The following is a 21,534-nucleotide window of genomic DNA, read 5'->3' as shown; positions in this document are numbered from 1 at the left end:
GATGAGGTTATATCCGGAACGTTCGGAATATAACCTCTTTTGTATTTTATATGAAGGAAATTGTTGCAAATCCACAGAATTTGAAATTTATATGTTGACACAGAGAATGAGAATCAATATCATTTAAAAGTGAAGCAGAGGTAAAGGTCACCTTTGAATATCAAAGCAGTTACATATAGGAGGGTTTTTAATGTTTTGGCTTAACAGAAAAAGATCAGGAAGCATGAAAGTGACAATGAGCGGACTAATAGTGATGACGCTATTACTTTCCGCTTGTGGTAATAATAATGCTGAAAGTTCATCAAATGCAGGAACAGCGCCTACAACAGCTCCTACAGCAGAATCTACAGAGGCACCTGCTGCTCCTAAGACATTAACAGATGCAATGGGCCATGAAGTAACGATTCCGGCTAATCCACAGCGCGTCCTGGGTTCATATTTGGAAGACTCATTGGTAACTCTGGGTGTGACTCCAGTAGCTCAATGGTCAGTTACAAATGGCGTTCAGGATTATCTGGCCACTGAATTGAAGGATGTTCCTACAATTAGTTACGATCTTCCGTTAGAGGCTGTAACCAGCTTTGCTCCGGATCTTATTATCATCCCATCGGAGTCTTCTGTTCAGAACGGGATTTACGATCAGTTGAATAAGATTGCACCCACTTATGTAATTGGGGATGAACTAAATCAAGATTGGCGCAAATCTTTGCTCAAGATTGGTGAGATTTTGAACAAAACCTCTGAAGCAGAAAAAGCCATTAAAGATTATGATGTTAAAGCAGCGGCTGCGAAAGAACAGCTTGCAGGAGCTATTGGACAAGAGTCCGCGGCTATTCTATGGTTGGTGCAAAAAAACTTCTATATTGTAGACGAAACCCGCAGCAGTGGTGCTGTATTATATACAGACCTTGGCGTAAAGCTTCCTAACTTAGTAACAGAGATCCCAGTAGGAACAAGAGCAACTTGGAATCCAATCTCGCTAGAGAAGCTTTCTGAGCTGACTGCAGATCATATTTTCCTTGTAAATAGTGATAAGACTGAGGGTTCGGAGATCTTAGATAGTGCAATTTGGAAGGGCATCCCAGCTGTGAAAGCTGGAAATGTGCATGAAATGAGCTCAACAAGCAGCTGGCTTTACAGTGGTGCGAACGCTGGCAGCAAAATCATTGACGATGTGCTAAAAAGTCTTGTGAAATAAAAGTCGTAATTCACCATGAATGAGACTGATCATTTCGGTGGGGAAGGGCGTGCAGATCAAGTATCTCGTGATACAAAGATCTGCACCATTTTTTTATAAACCAATCCCATAGTACGGAAAAATCGTTCCTGCAATTGTACAACATAAATATTTTTGCGATAATGAGAATGATTGTTGTTATCATATAAACCATTGTAACTATTGAATAAGGAGACAACCCATGGTTTCACCCTCAGATTTCGCAAATCGTATTAACAATGAACCCAAAAAAGCTCTACATACCCGACCGGCAGCTGCCATTGGTATTCTTATTTTTGGACTTGCTGCCATTGCCTTCGGATTGGCACTTTCGGTCTCAGTGGGTGCGGCAGATATCAAGTTAGCTACGGTATGGGAAGCAATATTTCATTTCAATCCAGATTTACAAAAACATCAGGTGATTAGAGAACTGCGATTTCCACGTGCTATTGCTGGCGCCTTAGTCGGTGCTTGCTTCGCAGTAGCAGGGGCTATCATGCAGGGGATGACAAGAAACCCGCTTGCGGATTCAGGGCTGTTAGGCTTGAATGCAGGAGCAGGAGTAGCGCTGGCAATAGTATTTGCTTTTGCACCCTCACTCTCATTCACTTCACTAATGTTGTATTGCTTTATCGGTGCCGCTGTGGCCTCTTTTATCGTATTCGGAATCGGTTCGCTTTCTTTTAATGGCCTGACCCCCTTGCGATTGACACTAGCAGGTTCGGCAGTTAGTGCTTTATTGGTTGCTATTAGTCAGGGAGTAGCTATTCTTTTCAACTTATCTCAGGATATAGCCTTCTGGTTAGCCGGTGGGATGGGGGGAGCTAGCTGGACTCAGATCAAGATTATATTCCCTTGGGTGGCCGTAGCCTTAATTGCAGCGATGATGTTATCACGATCCGTTACATTGCTCAGCTTAGGAAGAGAAGTTGCGGTTGGTCTGGGGCAGCGGACAAGGTTAGTTCAGTTGGCATGTATGATTGTTGTGGTTATCTTAGCTGGAAGTGCGGTTTCAACGGTTGGCCCGATTGCTTTTATAGGACTAATTATTCCACATGTTACACGTTATTTCGTTGGAGTGGACTACCGCTGGATTATACCTTGCTCGGCTGTTCTGGGGAGCTTATTGATTATCTTTGCAGATATTGCCGCAAGAATGATAAATGCACCGTATGAGACACCGCTAGGAGCCTTAATTGCCATCATCGGCGTACCTTTCTTTATTTATTTAGCGAGTAAGCGGAAGGGGGAGCTGTAATGCCCAAAATAACCCTTACTCCAGATGAAAAAGAACGCCGTACACGCGCCCTAACGGTGTTATCGCTCCTTGCTATACTGATCGTCGTGGTGTTTATAGTCAGTATGAATACAGGGTTTATGCGTCTATCCCCACTGGAGGTATTACATACACTGCTGGGTGATGGAACACATCAGCAAAAGCTTATTTTATTTGATTTCAGATTACCCCGCATCGTAATTTCATTGTTAGTTGGAGCGGGCTTTGCAGTATCAGGCTGTATTCTACAAAGTCTCGCACGTAATGCACTCGCCGAACCGGCTACGCTGGGCATAAGTGCTGGTGCAGGTTTTGCTGTAATCATTTTTATCTCGTTCTTTCCGGCTACAACAGCAGCTCCGGTATTTGTCTTGCCTCTCCTAGCGCTTGGTGGGGCTGGCCTGACCGCAGCTTTAATCTATATTCTTGCCTACCGGAAGGCAGATGGTCTGTCTCCTACAAGGCTGATCCTTATCGGGATTGCGGTCGCTGCAGGAATCAATGCTTGCCAGCTTGTATTGGCACTTAGGCTTGATCCTAATAATTATCAATTTGTAGCTACTTGGATCGCCGGGAAAATATGGGGTGGGGATTGGAGATTCGTCCTTGCTTTGCTGCCTTGGATCGCGATTCTGTTACCGTTCGCCTTCTATAAAGCCCGGGTTCTAAATGTATTGAATCTAGGGGACCATACTTCATTAGGTCTAGGAATGCGTGTGGAGAAGGAACGTATTCTCCTTCTGGTAACAGCCGTAGCGCTTGCCGGCTCCTGCGTCGCAGTAAGCGGAGGTATTGGCTTCGTCGGCCTGATAGCACCACACCTGGCTCGCAGGCTCGTGGGACCCCGTCATCAGGTGTTATTACCTGCTAGTGCTTTGACAGGGGCGCTTCTTATGATTACCGCTGATACCATCGGCAGATGGGTGTTGCAACCTGCGGAAGTTCCTACTGGCATTGTGGTTGCGATTATTGGCGCACCTTACTTTTTATATTTACTCGCCAAGTCTAAAGCGTAAATTAGTTCATACTTAGGAGCAAAGCTCCATAAAACTTTTAAGGGAGTTGTAGATCATGTCAGAACGTTTGAATACAGAAGAATTAAGTATTGGGTATGCAGAGGCTACTATAGTTAAAGGATTGAACTTGTCTATCCCTACGGGAAAAATCACCGCACTAGTGGGCGCTAACGGCTCCGGTAAATCTACAATCCTCAAAACGATGGCCCGGATTATGAAGCCGAAGAGTGGCACCGTAATGCTGGACGGCAAATCGATCCATAACTTTTCAACTAAAGAGGTTGCTAGGCAGCTAGCGATTCTACCGCAGAACCCAACGGCTCCTGACGGTCTGACGGTATCTGAGCTGGTCAGCTACGGTCGTTTCCCTCATCAGAAGGGATTTGGCACGATGACCGCTGAGGATCGCAACATCATCTCCAACGCCATCTCTGTTACGGGCATGGAATCTTTTCATGATCGCCCTATTGACCGTCTCTCAGGTGGACAACGTCAACGCGCATGGATCGCTATGGCGTTAGCTCAAGAAACAGATATTTTATTCCTTGACGAGCCTACAACCTTCCTAGATATGGCGCATCAGCTCGAAGTTCTTCAGCTATTGCAAAAGCTGAATGAGGAAGAAGGCCGTACCATCATCATGGTCGTGCATGATTTGAATCATGCTACTCGTTATGCGCAGCATATGGTAGCGATTAAGTCCGGTACTGTGGTTAGCGAAGGCTCACCTACTGAGGTTATGACACCAGATGTATTGCGGGAAGTGTTTGGAATTGAAGCGGATATCGTTCCGGATCCACGTACGGGTGTGCCACTGTGTCTTCCTTACGAGCTTGCTGCCTATAAAGCTGTGTAATTATCATCTAAAATCATACAACGAACAGGCTCCCGTCATTGACAAGGGAGCCTGTTCGTTGTTACAGTTGTGGTTGCCTACAATTTCATAATAACTCTTTAAAATAGATCAAGGACCATCATTTATACATGGTTAAAGGAGCATGAAAACATGAATATTGACAAAATTCAAGATGACCTAGAGCAGCTAATGACTGCAGGAAAAGTGAAAAGTCATGAGAATTTAAAAGATCACGTGTACACTAAAATGGGCGGCAAAGCTGATATTTTGGCTGCACCAGCTACTTATGATGAAATTCAAAAGATCGTTACATATGCAGAACAAAATGGGATAACCCTTACGGTACTTGGGAATGGCTCCAATGTGATTATCCGTGATGGAGGTGTACGTGGGATCGTTCTGCAAACGGCAGGACTGACCGAAATGGGGATTCGCGACAATCTCTTATATGCGCAATGTGGTGCCAAAATAATTGATGTTTCCAGATATGCACTTGATAAGGAGCTTACGGGTCTTGAGTTCGCCTGTGGCATTCCAGGAACAGTTGGTGGAGCGCTCTATATGAACGCAGGTGCTTATGGCGGTGAGATCAAAGATGTCCTGCATAGTGCACTAGCTATAAATAAGAACGGGCAATTGGTAACTCTGCAAGGTGATGAGCTGCAATGGGGTTACAGAAAAAGCGTGTTCGCAAGCGGTGAGTACATTGTACTTGAGGCCAAATTTGCTATGACTTCCGGTGATGTTTTAACGATCAAGGCAAAAATGGATGAACTAACTTATTTACGTGAATCGAAGCAACCGCTTGAGTATCCATCCTGTGGGAGTGTATTTAAGCGGCCTCCAGGCCGTTTTGCAGGTCAGTTAATTCAAGAGAGCGGCTTACAGGGTACAAGAATCGGCGGTGCTGAGGTATCCAAGAAGCATGCGGGATTTATTGTGAATGCAGATAATGCAACAGCCAGTGATTACATCGGGCTAATCCACCATGTAAGAGCGACTGTGAAGGATAAATTCGGTGTAGAGCTGGAAACTGAAGTGGAGATCATTGGAGAAGAATAAATGATAAGCAAAAAGAGCCCGCAATCGCTGTGGGCTCTTTTTGCTTATCATAATCATGTTCGTTTAATCTACTGAAAGGGTGTAATTAGCTCTGTCCGTAGTTATTTCTGCCTTGCGGTCGGCTAAGTCTACGATTTGAAGACCTTCAACAGCTAAATCATAAGTGGATTGTGGCAGGGATACCAGTTCACCATCGGCGTTAAGTGTGCTGCCGAAACCTCTTAATATCAGTGCACTTCCAAGATATTCATCAATAACATCGTCTGCACTCCGGAAATCTACGGACTCTAAATTGAAGTGAACTTTATCCAAATCACGAAGTTCTTTCTTTTCAATAGCGATTGTTTCATTCAAATGATTGTTAAGCCAATCCATAAGCTGCTGTATACTTTGTTCCATAAAATGCTCCCACCCTTAGCTCGAAGATTATTATGAATAAGTTACCCTTTTCTTAGGGTTTGAATCCTTTTTTTTGCCGCATCTTAATTAATCATATGAATAATTCATGTCATTAAAAAGAAATTCACGATCAAATGGCATTGTTTTTGAACTTCATAAACTCTACGTACGTAAAGAGTAGAACTTGTCAGGAGCGGGCTACCCATGGTATAGTTCAAGACGCAATATGCTTTAAGAAGAAGTCTGCACTAAAGTTGTGCAGGAGAGGTTCGCGAACTCCCTCTATAAAAAACTAAGAATATATTAAACAGTACAAGCGGTTGCTGTCCTTTATCCGGACGTTGCTTCCGTTTCTTCTTAGTGGAGCCAAGTTTTCGAAATCTCGTTCTTCTTTCCATTACCGGCCAAGGCCGAAGGAAAAGAGAGGGGTTTTTTGTCGTGTCAGAAGGAAGATTGAAAGAGGAAATGCAAGAAGTTACTTTGCTTGGTAATCAGGGAACACAGTACAAGTTTGGTTATGATCCAGACATTCTGGAGGTGTTTGATAACAAACATCCCGGACGTGATTATTTTGTTAAATTCAACTGCCCTGAGTTCACTAGCTTGTGTCCTGTAACGGGTCAGCCGGATTTTGCCACGCTGTATATTTCGTATATTCCTGAACAAAAAATGGTGGAATCCAAATCATTAAAGCTGTATCTGTTTAGCTTCCGCAACCATGGTGACTTTCATGAGGACTGTGTCAACATTATTATGAATGATCTGATCTCACTGATGGATCCGCGCTACATTGAGGTATGGGGCAAGTTCACTCCGCGCGGAGGCATTTCAATTGATCCTTATTGCAACTATGGAAGACCGGGTACGAAGTATGAGGCGATGGCGGAACACCGCTTAATCAATCACGACCTCTATCCAGAAAAAGTGGACAACCGCTAAATTCCAACTTGTGATAAGGAGAGATTCATATGAACAAAAAAGCACTCGTCGTATTCAGCGGCGGACAAGATAGCACCACTTGCCTGGTTTGGGCATTGCAGCAGTATGAGGAAGTGCAGGTAGTTACCTTCAACTATAATCAACGTCATGCGGCTGAAATCGAAGTTGCAACAGAGATAGCAGCTAAGTTTAATGTAAAACAGCATATTCTTGATCTGGGGCTGCTCAATCAGCTGGCACCCAATGCACTTACCCGTCAGGATATAGATATCGTGGCTGGTGAAGGAGATGAGCTTCCAAGTACTTTCGTCGATGGACGGAATTTGTTGTTTTTATCTTTTGCCGCAATATTAGCTAAACAACTGGGGTACTCCCATATCGTCACTGGGGTTTGCCAAACGGACTTTAGCGGTTATCCGGACTGCCGTGATGTTTTTGTGAAATCATTGAATGTTACGCTGAACTTATCTATGGACTATGAGTTTGCGATCCACACTCCCCTAATGTGGCTGGATAAAAAAGAAACGTGGAAAATGGCCGATCAACTGGGGTATTTTGATTATGTTCGCGAACACACACTGACCTGTTACAACGGTATTATTGGCAGTGGCTGCGGTACTTGTCCAGCCTGTCTATTGCGTCAGCGTGGTCTTGAGCAATATGAGGCGGAGAGAATGGAGGCCGGTTCTTAATGCTTAACGAGGTTTCAGTCTGCAAAATATTTACGTTCGATGCGGCACACCAGTTAGTGGGACACAAAGGGAAATGCAGCAATCTGCACGGACATACTTATAAGCTCGAAGTAGTGCTTAAGGGCAAACCTATGGCCGCGGAAGGCCACTCGGATGAAGGCTTCGTCATTGATTTTAGCGATATCAAAATGACAGTACAACAAAGCCTTGTAGATCGTTTAGATCACGCTTTTCTTGCTATGGGAAATGAACCTGTGTTAGAGACGTTAACGAATACGGGCTCCAAAGTAGCCTTATTGTCTTTCCGCACCACAGTGGAGAATATGTCTTCATATATTGCCTACAAGCTTAAGCAAGCAGGGTTGCCTTTATACTCGGTAAAGCTATGGGAGACTCCAACCTCTTGGGCAGAGGTGCTGGCTGAAGACGTTCCGGATGAAGGGCCATCCTACCGTTTGTATGGAGGCTGTGACTGTGAGTAAGATTCCTGTAATTGAAATGTTCGGTCCAACTATTCAAGGCGAAGGTGCGGTAATTGGAGTGAAGACGATGTTTGTCCGCACCTATGGCTGCGATTATCGCTGCGGCTGGTGTGACTCCGCTTTTACTTGGGATGGTACGGCTAAGAATAAGGTTCGCATGATGGAAGCAGAAGAAATCATAAATGAATTATTGGCGTTAGCTGGAGATAATTTCGACTGTGTTACGATTTCAGGCGGTAATCCTGCCTTGATTGGTGAAGGAATGGGTACCTTCATCAGTCTGCTTCATGAGCGTGGAATAAAAGCAGCGATAGAAACTCAGGGGAGTAAATGGCAGGATTGGTTCAATGACGTGGATGTGCTGACAATCAGCCCTAAACCCCCAAGCTCAGGAATGACAACGAATTGGGAAATGTTAGATAACATCATGAGTAAGATGGAGAAACTGGGTCGTTCTACGCATAGCTTGAAGGTCGTAGTGTTTGATGATAATGATTTTGATTATGCGAAAAACGTTCACCAGCGATATCCGAATGTGCAGCTCTTTCTGCAGCCTGGTAATGATGATGTCACGGAAGAGGGCAACATTTCTGCTCGACTTCTGGGAAGGCTGGAGTGGTTGTTTAATAAAGTAATCGTGGATTCGGATATGAACAAGGTTCGTGTACTTCCACAGCTGCATGCATTGATCTGGCATAATAAGCGTGGCAAATAAAAGATTGATGAAATCGTCCGGGTATCTGCTTACAGATGCTCGGTTTTTATTTTTAACATTTGTAACTTCTAGTAGGTAGATAGTCTGTCCCAGTTTCTGGTATGATTTTGAAAAAAGCTCTTGGAGGTTATTCATTTGGAACAATCAACAGCATTATTAATTATCGATGTTCAAGAAGCCATGTTCTCCTATGAACTAAAGCTGTACGATGAAGAGGGTGTGATGGACAGGATTGTCTCCCTTCAGCAAAAAGCTCGATTAGCAGGTACTCCTATTGTGTATATTCAACATACCGAAGATGAGGAGTACACAAAAGGTACACCCACTTGGCAGATCAGTCACCGCATCACACCGCAGGAAGGCGAAGTTATCGTTGAGAAGCCTACTTGGGATGCTTTTCACCGAACGGAATTGCAAGATGAACTCCAAAAGCTCGGGATCACGAATCTGGTGATCTGTGGGATGCAAAGTGAATTCTGTCTGGATACGACAATAAGACGCGCATACAGCATGGGATATAAAAGTGTACTGGTTTCAGATGCTCATAGCACCTTTGATAATGGGGTTCTGAGTAGTAGGGAGATCGTTAAGCATCATAATGCGATAATTGGAGGTAGATTCGCCCAGTTACGAGCTGAAAGCGAGGTTCAGTTCTAGATGAATACACCCCAGGCTGCCATGAAGCCTATTCAGCGTTCTCGCCTTAGATTGTTTGCTGGCAAACGATATTTTATTTGGAAAAGATATTTGAAATGGTACACTGGACGAAGCAAAATAGCGAAGCAGCGTACGGATGAAACATTATCTTATGCAGCTATGACTCATGCTACCCCGTTATTAAGAAGTCTTCGGAATGTAGATATGCTGCTTCAATACAATAAAATTACTAACTTACGGCTGGCAATTGCGAAGCTGGATGGACTTGTTGTGCAGCCGGGGGAGACTTTTTCCTACTGGAGAAGTATTGGTAAGCCCACTAAACGAAAAGGGTATCTGGAGGGTATGGTGCTGCATTATGGTGGTTTTCATTCCGGGGTTGGAGGAGGCTTATGCCAGTTGTCTAATCTGATCTATTGGATGGCACTGCACACACCACTTACCGTTATGGAACGGCATCGTCACAGCTATGATGTATTTCCAGATGAACAACGTACACAACCTTTTGGAAGCGGGGCGACCTGTTCTTATAACTATTTGGATCTTCAATTGAAAAATAACACCGCTCAAACGTATCAACTAAAGCTCTGGCTGGACGATAGCCATTTACACGGGGAATGGAGATGCAATGAGCAGGCGCTTTATGATTATGAAGTATACGAAAGTGATCATAGGATTAGTCTAGAGCCTTGGGGCGGATATATACGCAGTAATAAGATCAGTCGAAAAGTATATACCCGATCTGGAGATCTAATTGGAGATGAAGCTGTAACTGATAATTACGCACTGATGATGTATTCTCCGCTTCTTCATGGATAAGAGGTTAGGGCTTAGGGATATAACATAGAAAGGTATGAACGTTATATCTCTAGACCATCTCCAAAGGAGCGGATTAACAGCATGAAAGCACTAACCTACCAAGGGAAGAAAAAAGTGGAAGTTAAAGAAGTAGCTGATCCGAAGCTTGAGAAAAAAGATGACATTCTTGTTCGGATTACCACTACGGCGATTTGTGGCTCGGATCTGCACATTTATAACGGAGAAATTCCAGGTATGCATGATGATTATGTTATTGGTCATGAGCCGATGGGGATTGTTGAGGAAGTGGGACCTGACGTAACTAGAGTCAAAAAAGGTGACCGAGTCATCATCCCCTTTAATGTCGCCTGTGGGCAGTGTTTTTTCTGCCAGCATGAGATGGAGAGCCAATGCGACAATGCTAATGACGCCAAGGACACAGGCGGTTATCTTGGTTATTCCGATACTTATGGCGGTTTTGCTGGCGGACAAGCTGAATTGCTGCGGGTACCTTATGGTAATTTTGGGCCTTTTGTAGTTCCGGAGGATGCAGAAATGGAAGATGAGAAAATTCTTTTCTTATCTGATATTGTGCCTACTGCTTGGTGGGGAGTAGAAAGCGGGGGAGTGAAGCCGGGAGATACGGTCATTGTTCTCGGCTGCGGGCCCGTGGGACTGCTAACTCAAAAGTTTGCCTGGATCAAAGGAGCCTCTAGAGTCATTGCTGTTGACCATATCGGCTACCGATTGCAACATGCGAAGCTGACCAATAATGTTGAAGTTTATAACTTCGAAGAGATCAAGGACATTGGGGCTCATTTGAAGGAGATCACTCATGGGGGCGCAGATGTGGTTATTGACTGTGTGGGTCTAGATGCCAAAATATCTGCCTTGGAGAAAGTGGAAACGGTTCTGAAGCTGCAAGGGGGCTCGCTCAGTGCATTCAGAATGGCCGCGGATATCGTACGTAAATTCGGAACCATCCAGCTTGTAGGGGTCTATGGACTTAATTACAATATGTTCCCGCTGGGTCAGTTATTTGAACGAAACATCACATTAAAGATGGGACAAGCGCCGGTGATTCACTATATGCCGTTGCTGTATAAGATGATTAAAGAAAATAAATTTGATCCTACAGATATCATTACGCATCGCCTGCCAATTAGTAAAGCGGAGCATGGCTATGACGTTTTTAGTGAGAAAAAAGAAGATTGCATCAAGGTTGTTCTGAAGCCGTAGCCTTTTAAGAAGCATGAGCTTTCGTCAGAAATGACATTGCTTGTGCTTTTTTTAGTGAAATCTTATGAAAAAAGATGCATTTTTTCACGGTCTGCGTTAAATTAACATAAGTGACTTAAGATATTGAAAGGACGCGTAACATGTGAAACTTAAAAAACCGCCACTTCCGATTCCACTATTAATGTTGATAGGGATTGTGGCCATCTCTTTTTCCGCCATTTTTATTAAATGGTCTGATGCACCTGCATCTATACAAGGCATGTACAGATTATTATTTACCTCACTGCTGATGCTGCCTTTTGCAAGACCCTATAGTGGAGCTGCTTTTGCTCTTCGTAAAAAAGACTGGCTAATGCTCATCCTCTCAGGCGCAATGCTTGCGCTGCATTTTTTGCTATGGATGGGATCATTAAAGTATACTTCGGTAGCTAGTTCAACAATGATCATGGCGCTGGAGCCTGTATTTATTATGCTGGGTGTTTATTTTTTTGTATAAGGAAAAGACAGCTCTGTCTGCTATTCTAGGGCTTGGCATTGCAATTGGTGGTGTCGTGTTTATCGGCTGGGGTGATATTGGAATCTCTGCAGATAATCTTAAAGGTGATCTATTATCGGTCGGAGGCACTGTGGCGGTAGCTATACATATGCTGATCGGTCAAAAGCTAGTGGTGCGCATGCCCTCTTATTTATATAGCTTGATTGTCTTCTTGTCAGCCGCTGGCGTGTTCGCCGTATACAATCTGTTCATGGGGATTTCCTTTTTTAATTATCCGGCCAAGGAATGGGGAATCTTTGTATTGTTAGCAGTGGTGCCAACGGTGTTTGGCCATATTTTGTTTAATTGGTTACTACAATATGTATCTGCGACTACGGTTTCAATGAACATTTTAGGAGAACCAGTGGGTGCCAGTATCTTAGCGTATTTACTCTTGGGTGAACAGCTAACAACCTTACAATGGGCAGGTGGGCTGCTCGTTATGATTGGACTCGCAGTATATTTGTACGCGGGAAGAAGGAAAACTATCCGGATGGCTGATGCCATTCAGAATGCTTCATAACAGATATTTTACACATAAAGGGGTAGCAATGGATGGAAGAGCAGAATCAATATTCAAATAATCAGGCAGAAAAAAACGCTGTGCCAACAAGCGAAGAGCTTTGGAACGAAGATACTTATACCGCTTGGGTAACTCGGTTTGGTACACCGCCAGAAGCAGCTGCAAAATTAATAAAGGAACCAAGTGCAAAGCTTTACCCGCTCCTTTCTTTTTTTGGAGAGGTGAAGGGGAAGAAAATGATGAATTTAATGGGCTCAAACGGAATGAAGGCCGTGGCACTCTCATTACTAGGTGCGGAAGTAACGGTTGCTGACTTCTCGGAAGCCAATGCGCGATATGCGGCTGATCTTGCCCAAGAAGCAGGGGTACCACTAACCTATATCGTCTCAGATATTCTTAAGCTGCCAGAAGACGTCCTTGATGGTTCATATGACATCGTCTTCGCGGAGTTAGGAATTGTTCATTATTTTACCAACCTTACACTATTCATGGAAACAGCTCGCCGATTGCTTTCTCCTGGAGGCGTATTTGTACTCCGCGATTTTCATCCGGTAACGACCAAGCTTATTTCCTCGAAGGGATCTACTGCGAAGGTACGCAAACACAAAGTAAACGGAGATTATTTTGACTCATCATTGGAAGAGAAAAAGGTATCCTATTCCAAGTATTTGCCTTCCACAGGTAAACCAGCAGGTGTACAAGAGCATAGTGTTGTGTATTGGCGCCGCTGGACACTCGGAGAAATTGTAACCGCAGCAGCTAATAGCGGACTAGTGATCCGCCAATTAGTAGAAGAACCTAATCTATCTTCCGACGTGTATGATAAGGGAATTCCTAAGACCTTCACATTGGTGGCTGGAAATGGCGCAAGCCTGTAAGAGGGATCGCTGACATGTGATTTTTTAGGATATAACATTTGTGCTGAACTGAGGTGCTCTCGGTTCAGTTTTTTTGTGTGTAAAACATAAAATTTTAAACTTTTTTACGGAGATTATTCCATTACAATGGCAACTTATAGGGAATACAATGATTTTACATTCCGGATTGTAAGCGATTACTTTAAGGGTTAATGCATTCTCAAAGAATTTGAGGTGGATATCAAAATGAACGAAGTGTTGCTTCGTATGGAGGGAATCAACAAGTTTTTCCCAGGTGTTCATGCTTTGAATGAATGTCAATTTGAGCTGAAGCGTGGAGAAGTTCATGCGTTAGTAGGAGAAAATGGCGCTGGCAAGTCTACCCTTATGAAGATTGCGACAGGTGTCTATTCCAAGGATGCTGGTCAAATGTGGTACAAGGGAAATGAAGTGCAAATTGTTAATACCCGTGAAACACAGGAGCTTGGAATTAGTATCATCCATCAGGAATTGAATTTAATGCCTCATCTTACGGTCGCCCAGAACATTTACATTGGACGAGAGCCGCGAAAAGCTCTGAAATGGTTCGTTGATGATTTAGAGATAAACCGAAAAGTTCAGGTTTTGTTTGATCAAATGAATCTGAAGCTGGATCCCAGAGTTTTGGTATCAGACCTGACAGTTGCTAATCAGCAAATGGTTGAAATCGCTAAAGCCTTGTCTTTCCAAGCCGAGGTATTGATCATGGATGAACCAACCGCCGCGTTAACAGATACAGAAATTAACGAGTTATTTCGAATGATTGAGCAGCTACGAGATAAAGGTGTGGGAATTATTTATATCTCTCACCGCATGGATGAATTGAAGCGAATTACAGACCGCATTACAGTTATGCGCGATGGTTGTTATGTAGATACCGTTCGTACCGATTCAATAACGATTGATCAGATCATCAGCATGATGGTTGGACGTGAATTATATCAAACGTCGAAACCAACGATTGCGAAACAGACTCAGCAAGTTGTCTTAGAAGTTCGGAATCTTTCTAGAGGGCATGCGTTCAAGGATATTAGCTTTCATCTGTATAAAGGTGAGATTTTGGGCTTCGCTGGTTTAATGGGAGCTGGACGTACCGAGGTTGTTCGTGCCGTATTTGGTGCCGATCCCATCGATGAGGGTGAAATTATGCTCCATGGAAAATCGGTTCGTATACGTCAGCCACATCAAGCGGTACAGCATGGTATCGGGTATTTGTCCGAAGACCGTAAACGTTTCGGACTGCTTGTGGATATGGATATCAGCATGAATAATGCGATTGCCTCCTTTTATAAATTCCGTAATTCATTTGGCTGGATGAAGGAGCGGGAGATGCGAAGCTCAGCGGAGCAGCATGTTGAAGCGCTAGCCACCAAAACTCCAAGTGTAGGTCAAAAGGTTAAGTTTCTGTCCGGAGGTAATCAACAGAAAGTGGTCATCGGCAAGTGGTTGACGAGAGACTGTGATGTACTCATCTTCGATGAGCCCACACGAGGTATTGATGTAGGCGCGAAAAGTGAAATTTATAAGCTGCTGGATCAGCTTGCGAGTCAAGGGAAGGCGATCATTATCATTTCTTCAGATCTTCCTGAGATTCTAAGAATGAGCCATCGGATTATCATTATGTGTGAAGGGCGTATAACAGGAGAACTCCCCGCAGAAGAAGCATCGCAGGAGGCGATTATGAAATATGCGACGAAACGTTCATAACTGTTCAAGAGTTAACCGGAGGTGTCAGGACTATGAAGATCGCGGATAAAGAGATTAGTCAGCCAGCGGGTATGAAGCAAACGGGAGGGCAATCCGGATTCAAACAAAAATTATTGGCATTTGCCAGTCTGATCATATTGGTCATCGTATTCTCTTTATCCTCCAGTAACTTTTTTCAATTCTCAAATCTTGTCGGAATTCTAGTTTCTACAGCTGTAATCGGAGTATTAGCGCTTGGAGCTACCTTTGTTATTATTACGGGTGGCATCGACCTCGCTCTGGGTACTGTAATGACATTCTCATCTGTTATGGTTGGAGTCATTATTACCTTCTGGGGTCTGCCCGTCCCGTTAGGTATTGTAGGTGGGATTCTGGCTGGAGCACTGTGCGGCTTTATCAGCGGTTTGATGGTGGCGAAGATGAACATTCCACCCTTCATCGCCACTCTGGCGATTATGATGGTCACCAAAGGCTTGTCGCTTGTCATTACAGGAGCCAAACCCATTTATTTCAACGATGATCCGATCTTTGCCAAGATCGCCATGGGTAAAATGATCCCCGGTATACCCAACACCATCGTTATCTTCTTATTACTCGGTATGATCGCAAGCATAATCTTGTCTAAGACGATTATTGGGCGTTACAACTTCGCACTTGGCAGTAATGAAGAAGCTACTCGCTTATCAGGTGTGAACACAGTCAAATGGAAGATTATTATCTATTCCATTACAGGGATCTTTAGCGGAATCGCAGGTATCCTGATGGCATCACGTTTGAATTCAGCACAGCCATCACTGGGCACCGGTTATGAACTAGAGGCTATTGCGGCAGTGGTCATTGGCGGGACTTCCTTAAGTGGAGGTGTAGGTTCTATTCTAGGCACGATTATTGGCGCACTGATTATGAGTGTGTTGACGAATGGCTTGCAGATTATGTCTGTTGCTCAGGAATGGCGGACGGTCATTGTCGGTGTTGTAATCATCATTGCGGTTTACGCTGATATTCTACGCCGCCGTAAGCAATGAACTTGGTATGATCTCCATCCGGAGTGATATACAAAGCAAATGACGAGGGGGAAGATTCAAATGAAACTGCGTCGTAGAGGGTTTATCATGCTTGCCTGTCTGTTATTAGTTACTACATTGCTGAGTGCATGTAACAACAATGATAGTAACAAGAGTGCATCCGGTTCAGACAAACCATACATTCCAGTCATATCAAAAGGGTTCCAGCATCAATTCTGGCAAGCGGTAAAGCAAGGAGCGGAGAAAGCTGCTAAGGAGTTTGATGTTGAGATTACCTTCGAAGGTCCAGAAAATGAGAGTCAGGTGGATAAACAAATTGAGATGCTGCAAACAGCTCTCGACAAGAAGCCAGCAGCAATTGCGCTAGCCGCACTAGACAGCAAGTCTGCGATTCCTTATCTAGAAAAGGCAAAGGAAAATAAGATTCCTATCATCGGCTTCGACTCTGGTGTAGACAGTGATATCCCTGTAGCAACAGCAGCGACTAACAATAAAGCAGCAGCTGCTTTGGCCGCAGATAAAATGGCTGAACTGATTGGCAAGAAAGGTAAAGTGGGCCTTGTCATACATGACCAAACGAGCAGCACAGGGCAACAGCGTCGCAATGGCTTCTTGGAACAAATGAAAGCAAAATATCCGGATATTCAAGTGTTAGAGCCGCAATATGGGGGTGGAGATCAGTTAAAGTCCACAGACCTTGCGAAAGCGATGATGCAGGCAAATCCGGATCTGAAAGGAATCTATGGCTCTAACGAAGGTTCTGCTGTAGGTGTGGCTAATGCAGTAAATGAATTGCAAATGAATGGTAAGATCGTAGTCGTCGGCTTTGACTCTGGCAAGCAGTTGATGGATGCTATCCGCAGTGGTGTTGTGGCTGGCGCTGTTACACAAGACCCCATTGGTATTGGCTATCAAGCTGTGAAGGCAGCTGTGCAAGCGATTAAAGGGGAAGCGGTTGAAAAGAACATCGACACGGGGTTCCACTGGTATGATAAAAACAATATGGATTCTGATGAGATCAAACCTCTACTATACGAATAGAGTTTAATAATAGAGGTTGCCTCACGCAGGCGGCCTCTATTATGCTTATGCTGATAAGTTCAAAGTTGTGGAGGTGTTGGATGTACAAAATAATTCTGGTTGATGATGAAGATGAGGTTCGTGAAGGGATCAAACAGAAGATTACATGGAGTAAATATGGGTTTGAGCTGGTTGGTGATTTCGATAATGGCCGAGATGCGCTGGAAGCAATCGAGCAGCATCGGCCTGACGTAATTATTACTGATATTTGTATGCCTTTTATGGATGGACTGGGATTGGCCAAAGCTGTGATGGATAGGTACCGGGATATGAAGGTCATTATCGTCACTGGATATGAAGACTTCGAATATGCGAAGCAGGCCATAACACTGAAGGTGACTGAGTACTTATTAAAACCGATTAATGCACGTGAGTTTGCTGAATTTCTAAGTAAGATGAAGCAGGATTTAGATGAAGAGCATCTACAAAAAGCGAATTTAGTTAAGCTTCGTATGCAACTTAATCAGAGTCTTCCATTGCTGCGGGAACGATTTTTGGAGCAGCTGGTAACTACTCGAATGAAAAGCGAAGAAATCGAGAATAAATTGAGTTATTTTCATATTCAGTTACAGGGTCAAGTGTACCTTGCGCTCGTTATAGATATAGAACTTGAGAAACGAAGCCAGGACCTAGCTTTTGATGCAGAGCTACTGCGTTTCGGAGCCTTTAACATTGTTCAGGAGCAGCTTGAGAAAGAGCAAGACGGCGTGGTATTCCAGACGAGAGATGGAAAAATCGCTGCGATAAGATCCGGCAGTTCAGAGACGTTAGAAGTAGCAACGCAGCTTCTTGCAGAGCAAGTCCAGAGTAGCTTAAATAAATATTTGAAGCTGTCATCAAACATAGGCATCGGTAGAAAATATAATACTGTACAACAAATTCCACTATCCTTCCAAGAAGCGGTCTCCTCCATAGAATATCGTTACCTTTTAGGCATAGATAAAGTTATCTCCATACAGGATCTTGAGTTTGGCAAGGGATTGGATCAGGCGCATTTCACCTCATGGGAAAAGCAATTCATATCCGCTTTAAAGACAGGTAAAGCTTCTGCTGTATCGGAAATTCTATTGAAGTGGTTTCAGGAGCTTAAAAGTAATACCTCCTCTATAGAAGGCTGCCGTAGCAGCATCTATCAGCTGCTGGTTTCTTTGATGAATTATGTGGTCGACATCGGCTTCCCAAATACAGTAGTTGTTTCGCATAATATGTTTGCAGAGGTTGCTGCGCTTAAGACTTTAGATGAAGCTAGAAATTATCTGGAGAGGACTTGCCATGAGCTGATACTTAAACTATCGGAACAGAGAACAACGGTTCGGACTTCTCAGATGCAAGCCGCAGAAGCTTATATTCGCGAGAATTATTGTAATGACAGCTTTTCACTCAATGAGCTGTGTAGCCATATTTTTATGAGCATCAGTTATTTCAGTGCAACTTTTAAACAGCATACCGGTGAAACATTTATAGAGTATCTGACTCGACTCCGTTTGGAAAAAGCAAAAGAACTCCTTACCGTCACGCAGTTGAAGACATATGATATCGCTGCCAGAGTTGGTTATGCTGATCCACAGTATTTTAGTGTTATTTTCAAACGTAATGTAGGAAGCACACCGAAGGAATATCGACACCGGCAGAAGGAGAATCTCTCTCTATGAGATCACAGCGCTTTTTCCGCAGCCGAAGTATTCATACTAATATTGCTGTCTCCTTTTCACTTCTTATCCTCTGCACAACTATTGTCCTGAGTTATACTTCCTATCGCCTGTCCTCAGCCGCGGTCAAGGGCAATTCTGTAGCCTATACTTCACAATTAATAGAACAAGTAAAACTAAATATCGAGAATTACATTGGTAATATGGAGAGCATAGCTGCTCTGGTGTTAACTAGCAGTGATCTAGAGAAATATATAAAAGGCTCGAAATTAGATGAAGAAGAAGCGCTTAAGAATAAACTGCTTGCCAGTCATTATCTCCGGTCAGTCGTTCAATCCCGCTCGGATATTTCCTCTATATTATATGCAGGCTCAGATGGCATGACTGTTTCGGATCGACAGCATGCTATTTTGAAATCGCTTCCTGAACTAATAGCTCAAGATTGGTATCAAAAAGCTATGAATCAACTTGACGTTGCAGTTTCTTCCTCACATGTGCAGCACATCTTTCAAGATGAATACCGGTGGGTAGTGTCGATAAGCCGAAAGCTCTCGAATGCGAATGCTATGACGGAAGCGGATCAACAAGGTGTACTGCTCGTAGATCTCAATTACAGTGTAATTAATAATCTATGTAAACAAATCGAACTGGGAAAACGCGGTTATGTTTTTATCGTCGATCCCGCAGGTAGCCTTGTCTATCATCCACAACAGCAGTTGATTTACTCCCAGCTCAAGTTCGAACAATTGGAGACGGTCCTTGGGATCAAAAATGGATCTGTTACGGTTAACACGGGGAATGACCAGAAACTGTACACTGTGGACACTACCAGCTTTGGCTGGAAAATAGTTGGAGTCACTTATCCAGATGATTTGGTCGCGAACAAGCAACGTATGCAAGGAACCGCCGCCTTATGGGGAGCAATTAGTTTGATTTTTGCTATGGCTATATCGATTTTTCTCTCTTACGCACTGACCAAACCGCTGAAGAATTTGGAGCTGAATATGAAAAAAGCGGAACGTGGAGAGTTCGACATACGCGTAGAGATTGAGAGCACGAATGAAATCGGCAAGCTTGCTCGTACGTTTAATCTTATGATCATGAAGATTAAAGAGTTAATGGGTCAGATCGTCTTGGAGCAAGAGATGAAGCGTGTGAGTGAACTGAAGGCGCTGCAAGCGCAGATTAAACCTCACTTTTTGTACAATACACTTGATTCGATTATTTGGATGGCAGAGACAGGAAAGATGGAGGAAGTGGTGGAGATGACTTCATCTCTATCCAAGCTGCTCCGTTCAACAATTGGTAAGGGTGAGGAATTGATTCCGCTGGCCAAAGAATTAGAGCATATTCGGCACTATTTAACGATTCAGAACATGCGTTATCGTAATAAATTCACTTATTCCATAGAGGTACAAGAAGATATCCTAACCTGCAGCATTTTAAAAATGGTACTTCAGCCTTTGGTTGAAAATGCGATCTATCACGGCATAAAACATAATCCTGAGCAAGGGCACATTCTGATCCGGGCAAGACAAGAACAGAACGATATTATCGTACAGATCATTGATGACGGTATTGGGATGGATGAAGAGCAGATGGGTAAGGTACTGCTGCAAAAGTCAGATTTCAAGACTGGCAGCGGTGTAGGTGTCGCAAATGTGAACCATCGTGTCCAGCTGTATTTCGGTGTGAAATACGGTTTGTCTTTTACAAGCGAGATGGAGGAAGGAACGACGGCCACTTTACGAATACCTGTAATTTATGAGGAGGAGAGTCAATGAGCGCATTACGGTCAAAAATTGGCCTGTATACTCTGTTGCTGCTCTTCATTGTTACTTTGGGTTCATTAGCCTATCGTATGTTTGCAAATGAGCTTGACGCAAAGGTTAGGACCATTATTTATGTGCCCAAGACTATCGACAGCAGTATTGAATTCTGGGAAGTGATGAAACAAGGTGTGGCAACAGCGGCTAAGGAGTTCGGTGCAGAGGTTCGCACGGTTGGAACGGATACAGAGCTTGATGTAGATCAACAAATAGAACTGTTGGAGCAAGCAATTAAGGAGAAGCCTGACGCCATTATTTTATCTGCTACGGATTATTATCGCCTCATTCCAATCGCGGAAAAGATCAAATCAGCTGGCATTACGCTTATTACTGTAGATTCGGGCTTGAGCGGTGGTGTATCAGAGAGTTTTATTGCTACGGATAATTATGAAGCAGGACGTAAGGCAGGGCAGGAGTTAAGAAAATATATCGATCCAGAGGATAAAGTCGCCATCGTTAACTTTGTACAAGGCTCTGCGACAGCAATAGAGAGGGAAAGAGGAGCTCGTGACGCCCTTTTAGAAAATGGAGTTCATGATGTGCAGCCTACATTATACAGTGATGGTTCCGTGCGAAAAGCGTATCAGTTAACTATTGATTTGCTAAAGGACGAGCCAAATTTAAAGGGAATAATCGGTCTTAATGAACCTTCTACACTAGGTGCTGGGGAGGCGATTATGGATATGGGATTTCAGGACAAAGTGAAATTGTTTGGGTTCGACAATTCTAGCAATGAGGTGAAGCTCCTCGAAAAAGGGATTTTGCTTGGCACGGTCATGCAGAAGCCCTTTAATATGGGGTATTTAGCTGTGAAGACGGCGATTGAAGCTGTTGAGGGTGAGGAAGTGGAACAGATAATAGACACAGGCTCCGTGGTCATCACGAAGGAGAATATGTATTTAAGTGAAAATGAGAAATTAATGTTTCCTTTTATAGAATAAAT

The 21,534-nt window shown here is 43.6% G+C and carries 22 protein-coding genes and 1 riboswitch; of the genes, 21 read left to right on the top strand and 1 reads right to left on the bottom strand.

Going from position 1 to position 21,534, the window contains the following annotated elements; translation table 11 throughout:
• The first annotated feature begins 190 nt into the window (after positions 1-190).
• The 5 genes from NSQ66_RS16265 (at position 191) to murB (ending at position 5,426) form a co-directional block, all read left to right on the top strand.
• Positions 191-1,198, top strand: a complete 1,008-nt coding sequence (locus NSQ66_RS16265) for an iron-hydroxamate ABC transporter substrate-binding protein (protein ID WP_036687551.1) — start codon at positions 191-193, stop codon at positions 1,196-1,198.
• Between the two features lie 220 nt (positions 1,199-1,418).
• On the top strand, positions 1,419-2,474 hold the full coding sequence (locus tag NSQ66_RS16260) for an iron ABC transporter permease (protein WP_051491521.1): 1,056 nt from the start codon (positions 1,419-1,421) through the stop codon (positions 2,472-2,474).
• The gene (locus tag NSQ66_RS16255) at positions 2,474-3,508 is read left to right on the top strand and encodes an iron ABC transporter permease (protein WP_036687550.1); all 1,035 of its coding nucleotides are present in this window, start codon (positions 2,474-2,476) and stop codon (positions 3,506-3,508) included. Before NSQ66_RS16260 ends, NSQ66_RS16255 begins: the two co-directional genes overlap by 1 nt.
• Positions 3,509-3,563: 55 nt before the next feature.
• Positions 3,564-4,364: an ABC transporter ATP-binding protein gene (locus NSQ66_RS16250; RefSeq protein ID WP_036687549.1), complete on the top strand. Its 801-nt coding sequence runs from the start codon at positions 3,564-3,566 to the stop codon at positions 4,362-4,364.
• Positions 4,365-4,514: 150 nt separating this feature from the next.
• Positions 4,515-5,426, top strand: a complete 912-nt coding sequence (murB, locus tag NSQ66_RS16245; RefSeq protein WP_036687548.1) for a UDP-N-acetylmuramate dehydrogenase — start codon at positions 4,515-4,517, stop codon at positions 5,424-5,426.
• Between the two features lie 63 nt (positions 5,427-5,489).
• Here murB and NSQ66_RS16240 read toward each other — a convergent pair whose 3' ends face one another.
• On the bottom strand, positions 5,490-5,825 hold the full coding sequence (locus NSQ66_RS16240; RefSeq protein ID WP_036687547.1) for a hypothetical protein: 336 nt from the start codon (positions 5,823-5,825) through the stop codon (positions 5,490-5,492).
• Between the two features lie 258 nt (positions 5,826-6,083).
• A riboswitch (PreQ1 riboswitch) is annotated at positions 6,084-6,127 on the top strand.
• Between the two features lie 163 nt (positions 6,128-6,290).
• On the opposite strand from NSQ66_RS16240, the gene queF reads away from it, so the two are divergent.
• From queF to NSQ66_RS16160, 16 genes are all read left to right on the top strand, one after another.
• Complete coding sequence (queF, locus tag NSQ66_RS16235) at positions 6,291-6,764, top strand: preQ(1) synthase (protein ID WP_036687775.1); 474 nt, start codon at positions 6,291-6,293, stop codon at positions 6,762-6,764.
• Between the two features lie 29 nt (positions 6,765-6,793).
• Positions 6,794-7,456, top strand: a complete 663-nt coding sequence (gene queC, locus NSQ66_RS16230; RefSeq protein WP_036687545.1) for a 7-cyano-7-deazaguanine synthase QueC — start codon at positions 6,794-6,796, stop codon at positions 7,454-7,456.
• Positions 7,456-7,938, top strand: coding sequence for a 6-carboxytetrahydropterin synthase (locus NSQ66_RS16225; protein ID WP_036687544.1), 483 nt, complete (start codon positions 7,456-7,458; stop codon positions 7,936-7,938). The genes queC and NSQ66_RS16225 overlap by 1 nt, the downstream gene beginning before the upstream one ends.
• Positions 7,931-8,653 (top strand): 7-carboxy-7-deazaguanine synthase QueE, encoded by a 723-nt coding sequence (queE, locus tag NSQ66_RS16220; RefSeq protein WP_038571434.1) that lies wholly within the window; start codon positions 7,931-7,933, stop codon positions 8,651-8,653. Before NSQ66_RS16225 ends, queE begins: the two co-directional genes overlap by 8 nt.
• 135 nt (positions 8,654-8,788) lie before the next feature.
• Entirely contained in the window at positions 8,789-9,310 is a 522-nt protein-coding gene (locus tag NSQ66_RS16215) for a cysteine hydrolase family protein (protein ID WP_036687540.1), read from the top strand.
• Positions 9,311-10,129: a VanW family protein gene (locus NSQ66_RS16210; RefSeq protein ID WP_076142194.1), complete on the top strand. Its 819-nt coding sequence runs from the start codon at positions 9,311-9,313 to the stop codon at positions 10,127-10,129.
• A gap of 81 nt (positions 10,130-10,210) precedes the next feature.
• Positions 10,211-11,347 carry a zinc-dependent alcohol dehydrogenase gene (locus NSQ66_RS16205; protein WP_076142193.1) on the top strand — a complete coding sequence of 379 codons (1,137 nt, stop codon included), beginning with the start codon at positions 10,211-10,213 and terminating at the stop codon, positions 11,345-11,347.
• A gap of 142 nt (positions 11,348-11,489) precedes the next feature.
• Entirely contained in the window at positions 11,490-11,843 is a 354-nt protein-coding gene (locus NSQ66_RS16200; RefSeq protein WP_339279316.1) for a DMT family transporter, read from the top strand.
• On the top strand, positions 11,836-12,405 hold the full coding sequence (locus NSQ66_RS16195) for a DMT family transporter (protein WP_339279314.1): 570 nt from the start codon (positions 11,836-11,838) through the stop codon (positions 12,403-12,405). Before NSQ66_RS16200 ends, NSQ66_RS16195 begins: the two co-directional genes overlap by 8 nt.
• Before the next feature lie 32 nt (positions 12,406-12,437).
• On the top strand, positions 12,438-13,283 hold the full coding sequence (locus NSQ66_RS16190; RefSeq protein WP_051491520.1) for a class I SAM-dependent methyltransferase: 846 nt from the start codon (positions 12,438-12,440) through the stop codon (positions 13,281-13,283).
• A 225-nt stretch (positions 13,284-13,508) separates the two neighbouring features.
• Positions 13,509-15,008 (top strand): sugar ABC transporter ATP-binding protein, encoded by a 1,500-nt coding sequence (locus NSQ66_RS16185; RefSeq protein WP_076142192.1) that lies wholly within the window; start codon positions 13,509-13,511, stop codon positions 15,006-15,008.
• A 71-nt stretch (positions 15,009-15,079) separates the two neighbouring features.
• Entirely contained in the window at positions 15,080-16,033 is a 954-nt protein-coding gene (locus tag NSQ66_RS16180; protein WP_036687770.1) for an ABC transporter permease, read from the top strand.
• A gap of 60 nt (positions 16,034-16,093) precedes the next feature.
• Positions 16,094-17,074, top strand: coding sequence for an ABC transporter substrate-binding protein (locus NSQ66_RS16175; protein ID WP_076142191.1), 981 nt, complete (start codon positions 16,094-16,096; stop codon positions 17,072-17,074).
• Positions 17,075-17,154: 80 nt separating this feature from the next.
• Positions 17,155-18,765 carry a response regulator gene (locus NSQ66_RS16170; RefSeq protein WP_076142190.1) on the top strand — a complete coding sequence of 537 codons (1,611 nt, stop codon included), beginning with the start codon at positions 17,155-17,157 and terminating at the stop codon, positions 18,763-18,765.
• Complete coding sequence (locus NSQ66_RS16165) at positions 18,762-20,546, top strand: sensor histidine kinase (RefSeq protein WP_076142189.1); 1,785 nt, start codon at positions 18,762-18,764, stop codon at positions 20,544-20,546. Before NSQ66_RS16170 ends, NSQ66_RS16165 begins: the two co-directional genes overlap by 4 nt.
• A complete protein-coding gene (locus tag NSQ66_RS16160) occupies positions 20,543-21,532 on the top strand; it encodes a substrate-binding domain-containing protein (protein ID WP_036687526.1) in 990 nt (329 codons plus the stop codon). The genes NSQ66_RS16165 and NSQ66_RS16160 overlap by 4 nt, the downstream gene beginning before the upstream one ends.
• The last annotated feature ends 2 nt before the right edge of the window (positions 21,533-21,534 follow it).

It is taken from the genome of Paenibacillus sp. FSL H3-0329 (assembly GCF_037963285.1).
GTDB lineage: Bacteria > Bacillota > Bacilli > Paenibacillales > Paenibacillaceae > Paenibacillus_AQ > Paenibacillus_AQ odorifer.
The sequence above is the reverse complement of the archived record's forward strand: the minus strand, read 5'-3'. Positions and strand labels throughout refer to the sequence as shown.

Coding starts and splice junctions, on each gene's coding strand:
- NSQ66_RS16250 (WP_036687549.1), top strand. CDS start 3,564: ATGTCAGAACGTTTGAATACAGAAGAATTAAGTATTGGGTATGCAGAG.
- NSQ66_RS16180 (WP_036687770.1), top strand. CDS start 15,080: ATGAAGCAAACGGGAGGGCAATCCGGATTCAAACAAAAATTATTGGCA.
- NSQ66_RS16160 (WP_036687526.1), top strand. CDS start 20,543: ATGAGCGCATTACGGTCAAAAATTGGCCTGTATACTCTGTTGCTGCTC.
- NSQ66_RS16210 (WP_076142194.1), top strand. CDS start 9,311: ATGAATACACCCCAGGCTGCCATGAAGCCTATTCAGCGTTCTCGCCTT.
- NSQ66_RS16260 (WP_051491521.1), top strand. CDS start 1,419: ATGGTTTCACCCTCAGATTTCGCAAATCGTATTAACAATGAACCCAAA.
- NSQ66_RS16205 (WP_076142193.1), top strand. CDS start 10,211: ATGAAAGCACTAACCTACCAAGGGAAGAAAAAAGTGGAAGTTAAAGAA.
- NSQ66_RS16240 (WP_036687547.1), bottom strand. CDS start 5,825: ATGGAACAAAGTATACAGCAGCTTATGGATTGGCTTAACAATCATTTG.
- NSQ66_RS16190 (WP_051491520.1), top strand. CDS start 12,438: ATGGAAGAGCAGAATCAATATTCAAATAATCAGGCAGAAAAAAACGCT.
- queF (WP_036687775.1), top strand. CDS start 6,291: ATGCAAGAAGTTACTTTGCTTGGTAATCAGGGAACACAGTACAAGTTT.
- NSQ66_RS16255 (WP_036687550.1), top strand. CDS start 2,474: ATGCCCAAAATAACCCTTACTCCAGATGAAAAAGAACGCCGTACACGC.
- NSQ66_RS16185 (WP_076142192.1), top strand. CDS start 13,509: ATGAACGAAGTGTTGCTTCGTATGGAGGGAATCAACAAGTTTTTCCCA.
- NSQ66_RS16265 (WP_036687551.1), top strand. CDS start 191: ATGTTTTGGCTTAACAGAAAAAGATCAGGAAGCATGAAAGTGACAATG.
- NSQ66_RS16175 (WP_076142191.1), top strand. CDS start 16,094: ATGAAACTGCGTCGTAGAGGGTTTATCATGCTTGCCTGTCTGTTATTA.
- queC (WP_036687545.1), top strand. CDS start 6,794: ATGAACAAAAAAGCACTCGTCGTATTCAGCGGCGGACAAGATAGCACC.
- NSQ66_RS16170 (WP_076142190.1), top strand. CDS start 17,155: ATGTACAAAATAATTCTGGTTGATGATGAAGATGAGGTTCGTGAAGGG.
- NSQ66_RS16165 (WP_076142189.1), top strand. CDS start 18,762: ATGAGATCACAGCGCTTTTTCCGCAGCCGAAGTATTCATACTAATATT.
- murB (WP_036687548.1), top strand. CDS start 4,515: ATGAATATTGACAAAATTCAAGATGACCTAGAGCAGCTAATGACTGCA.
- NSQ66_RS16225 (WP_036687544.1), top strand. CDS start 7,456: ATGCTTAACGAGGTTTCAGTCTGCAAAATATTTACGTTCGATGCGGCA.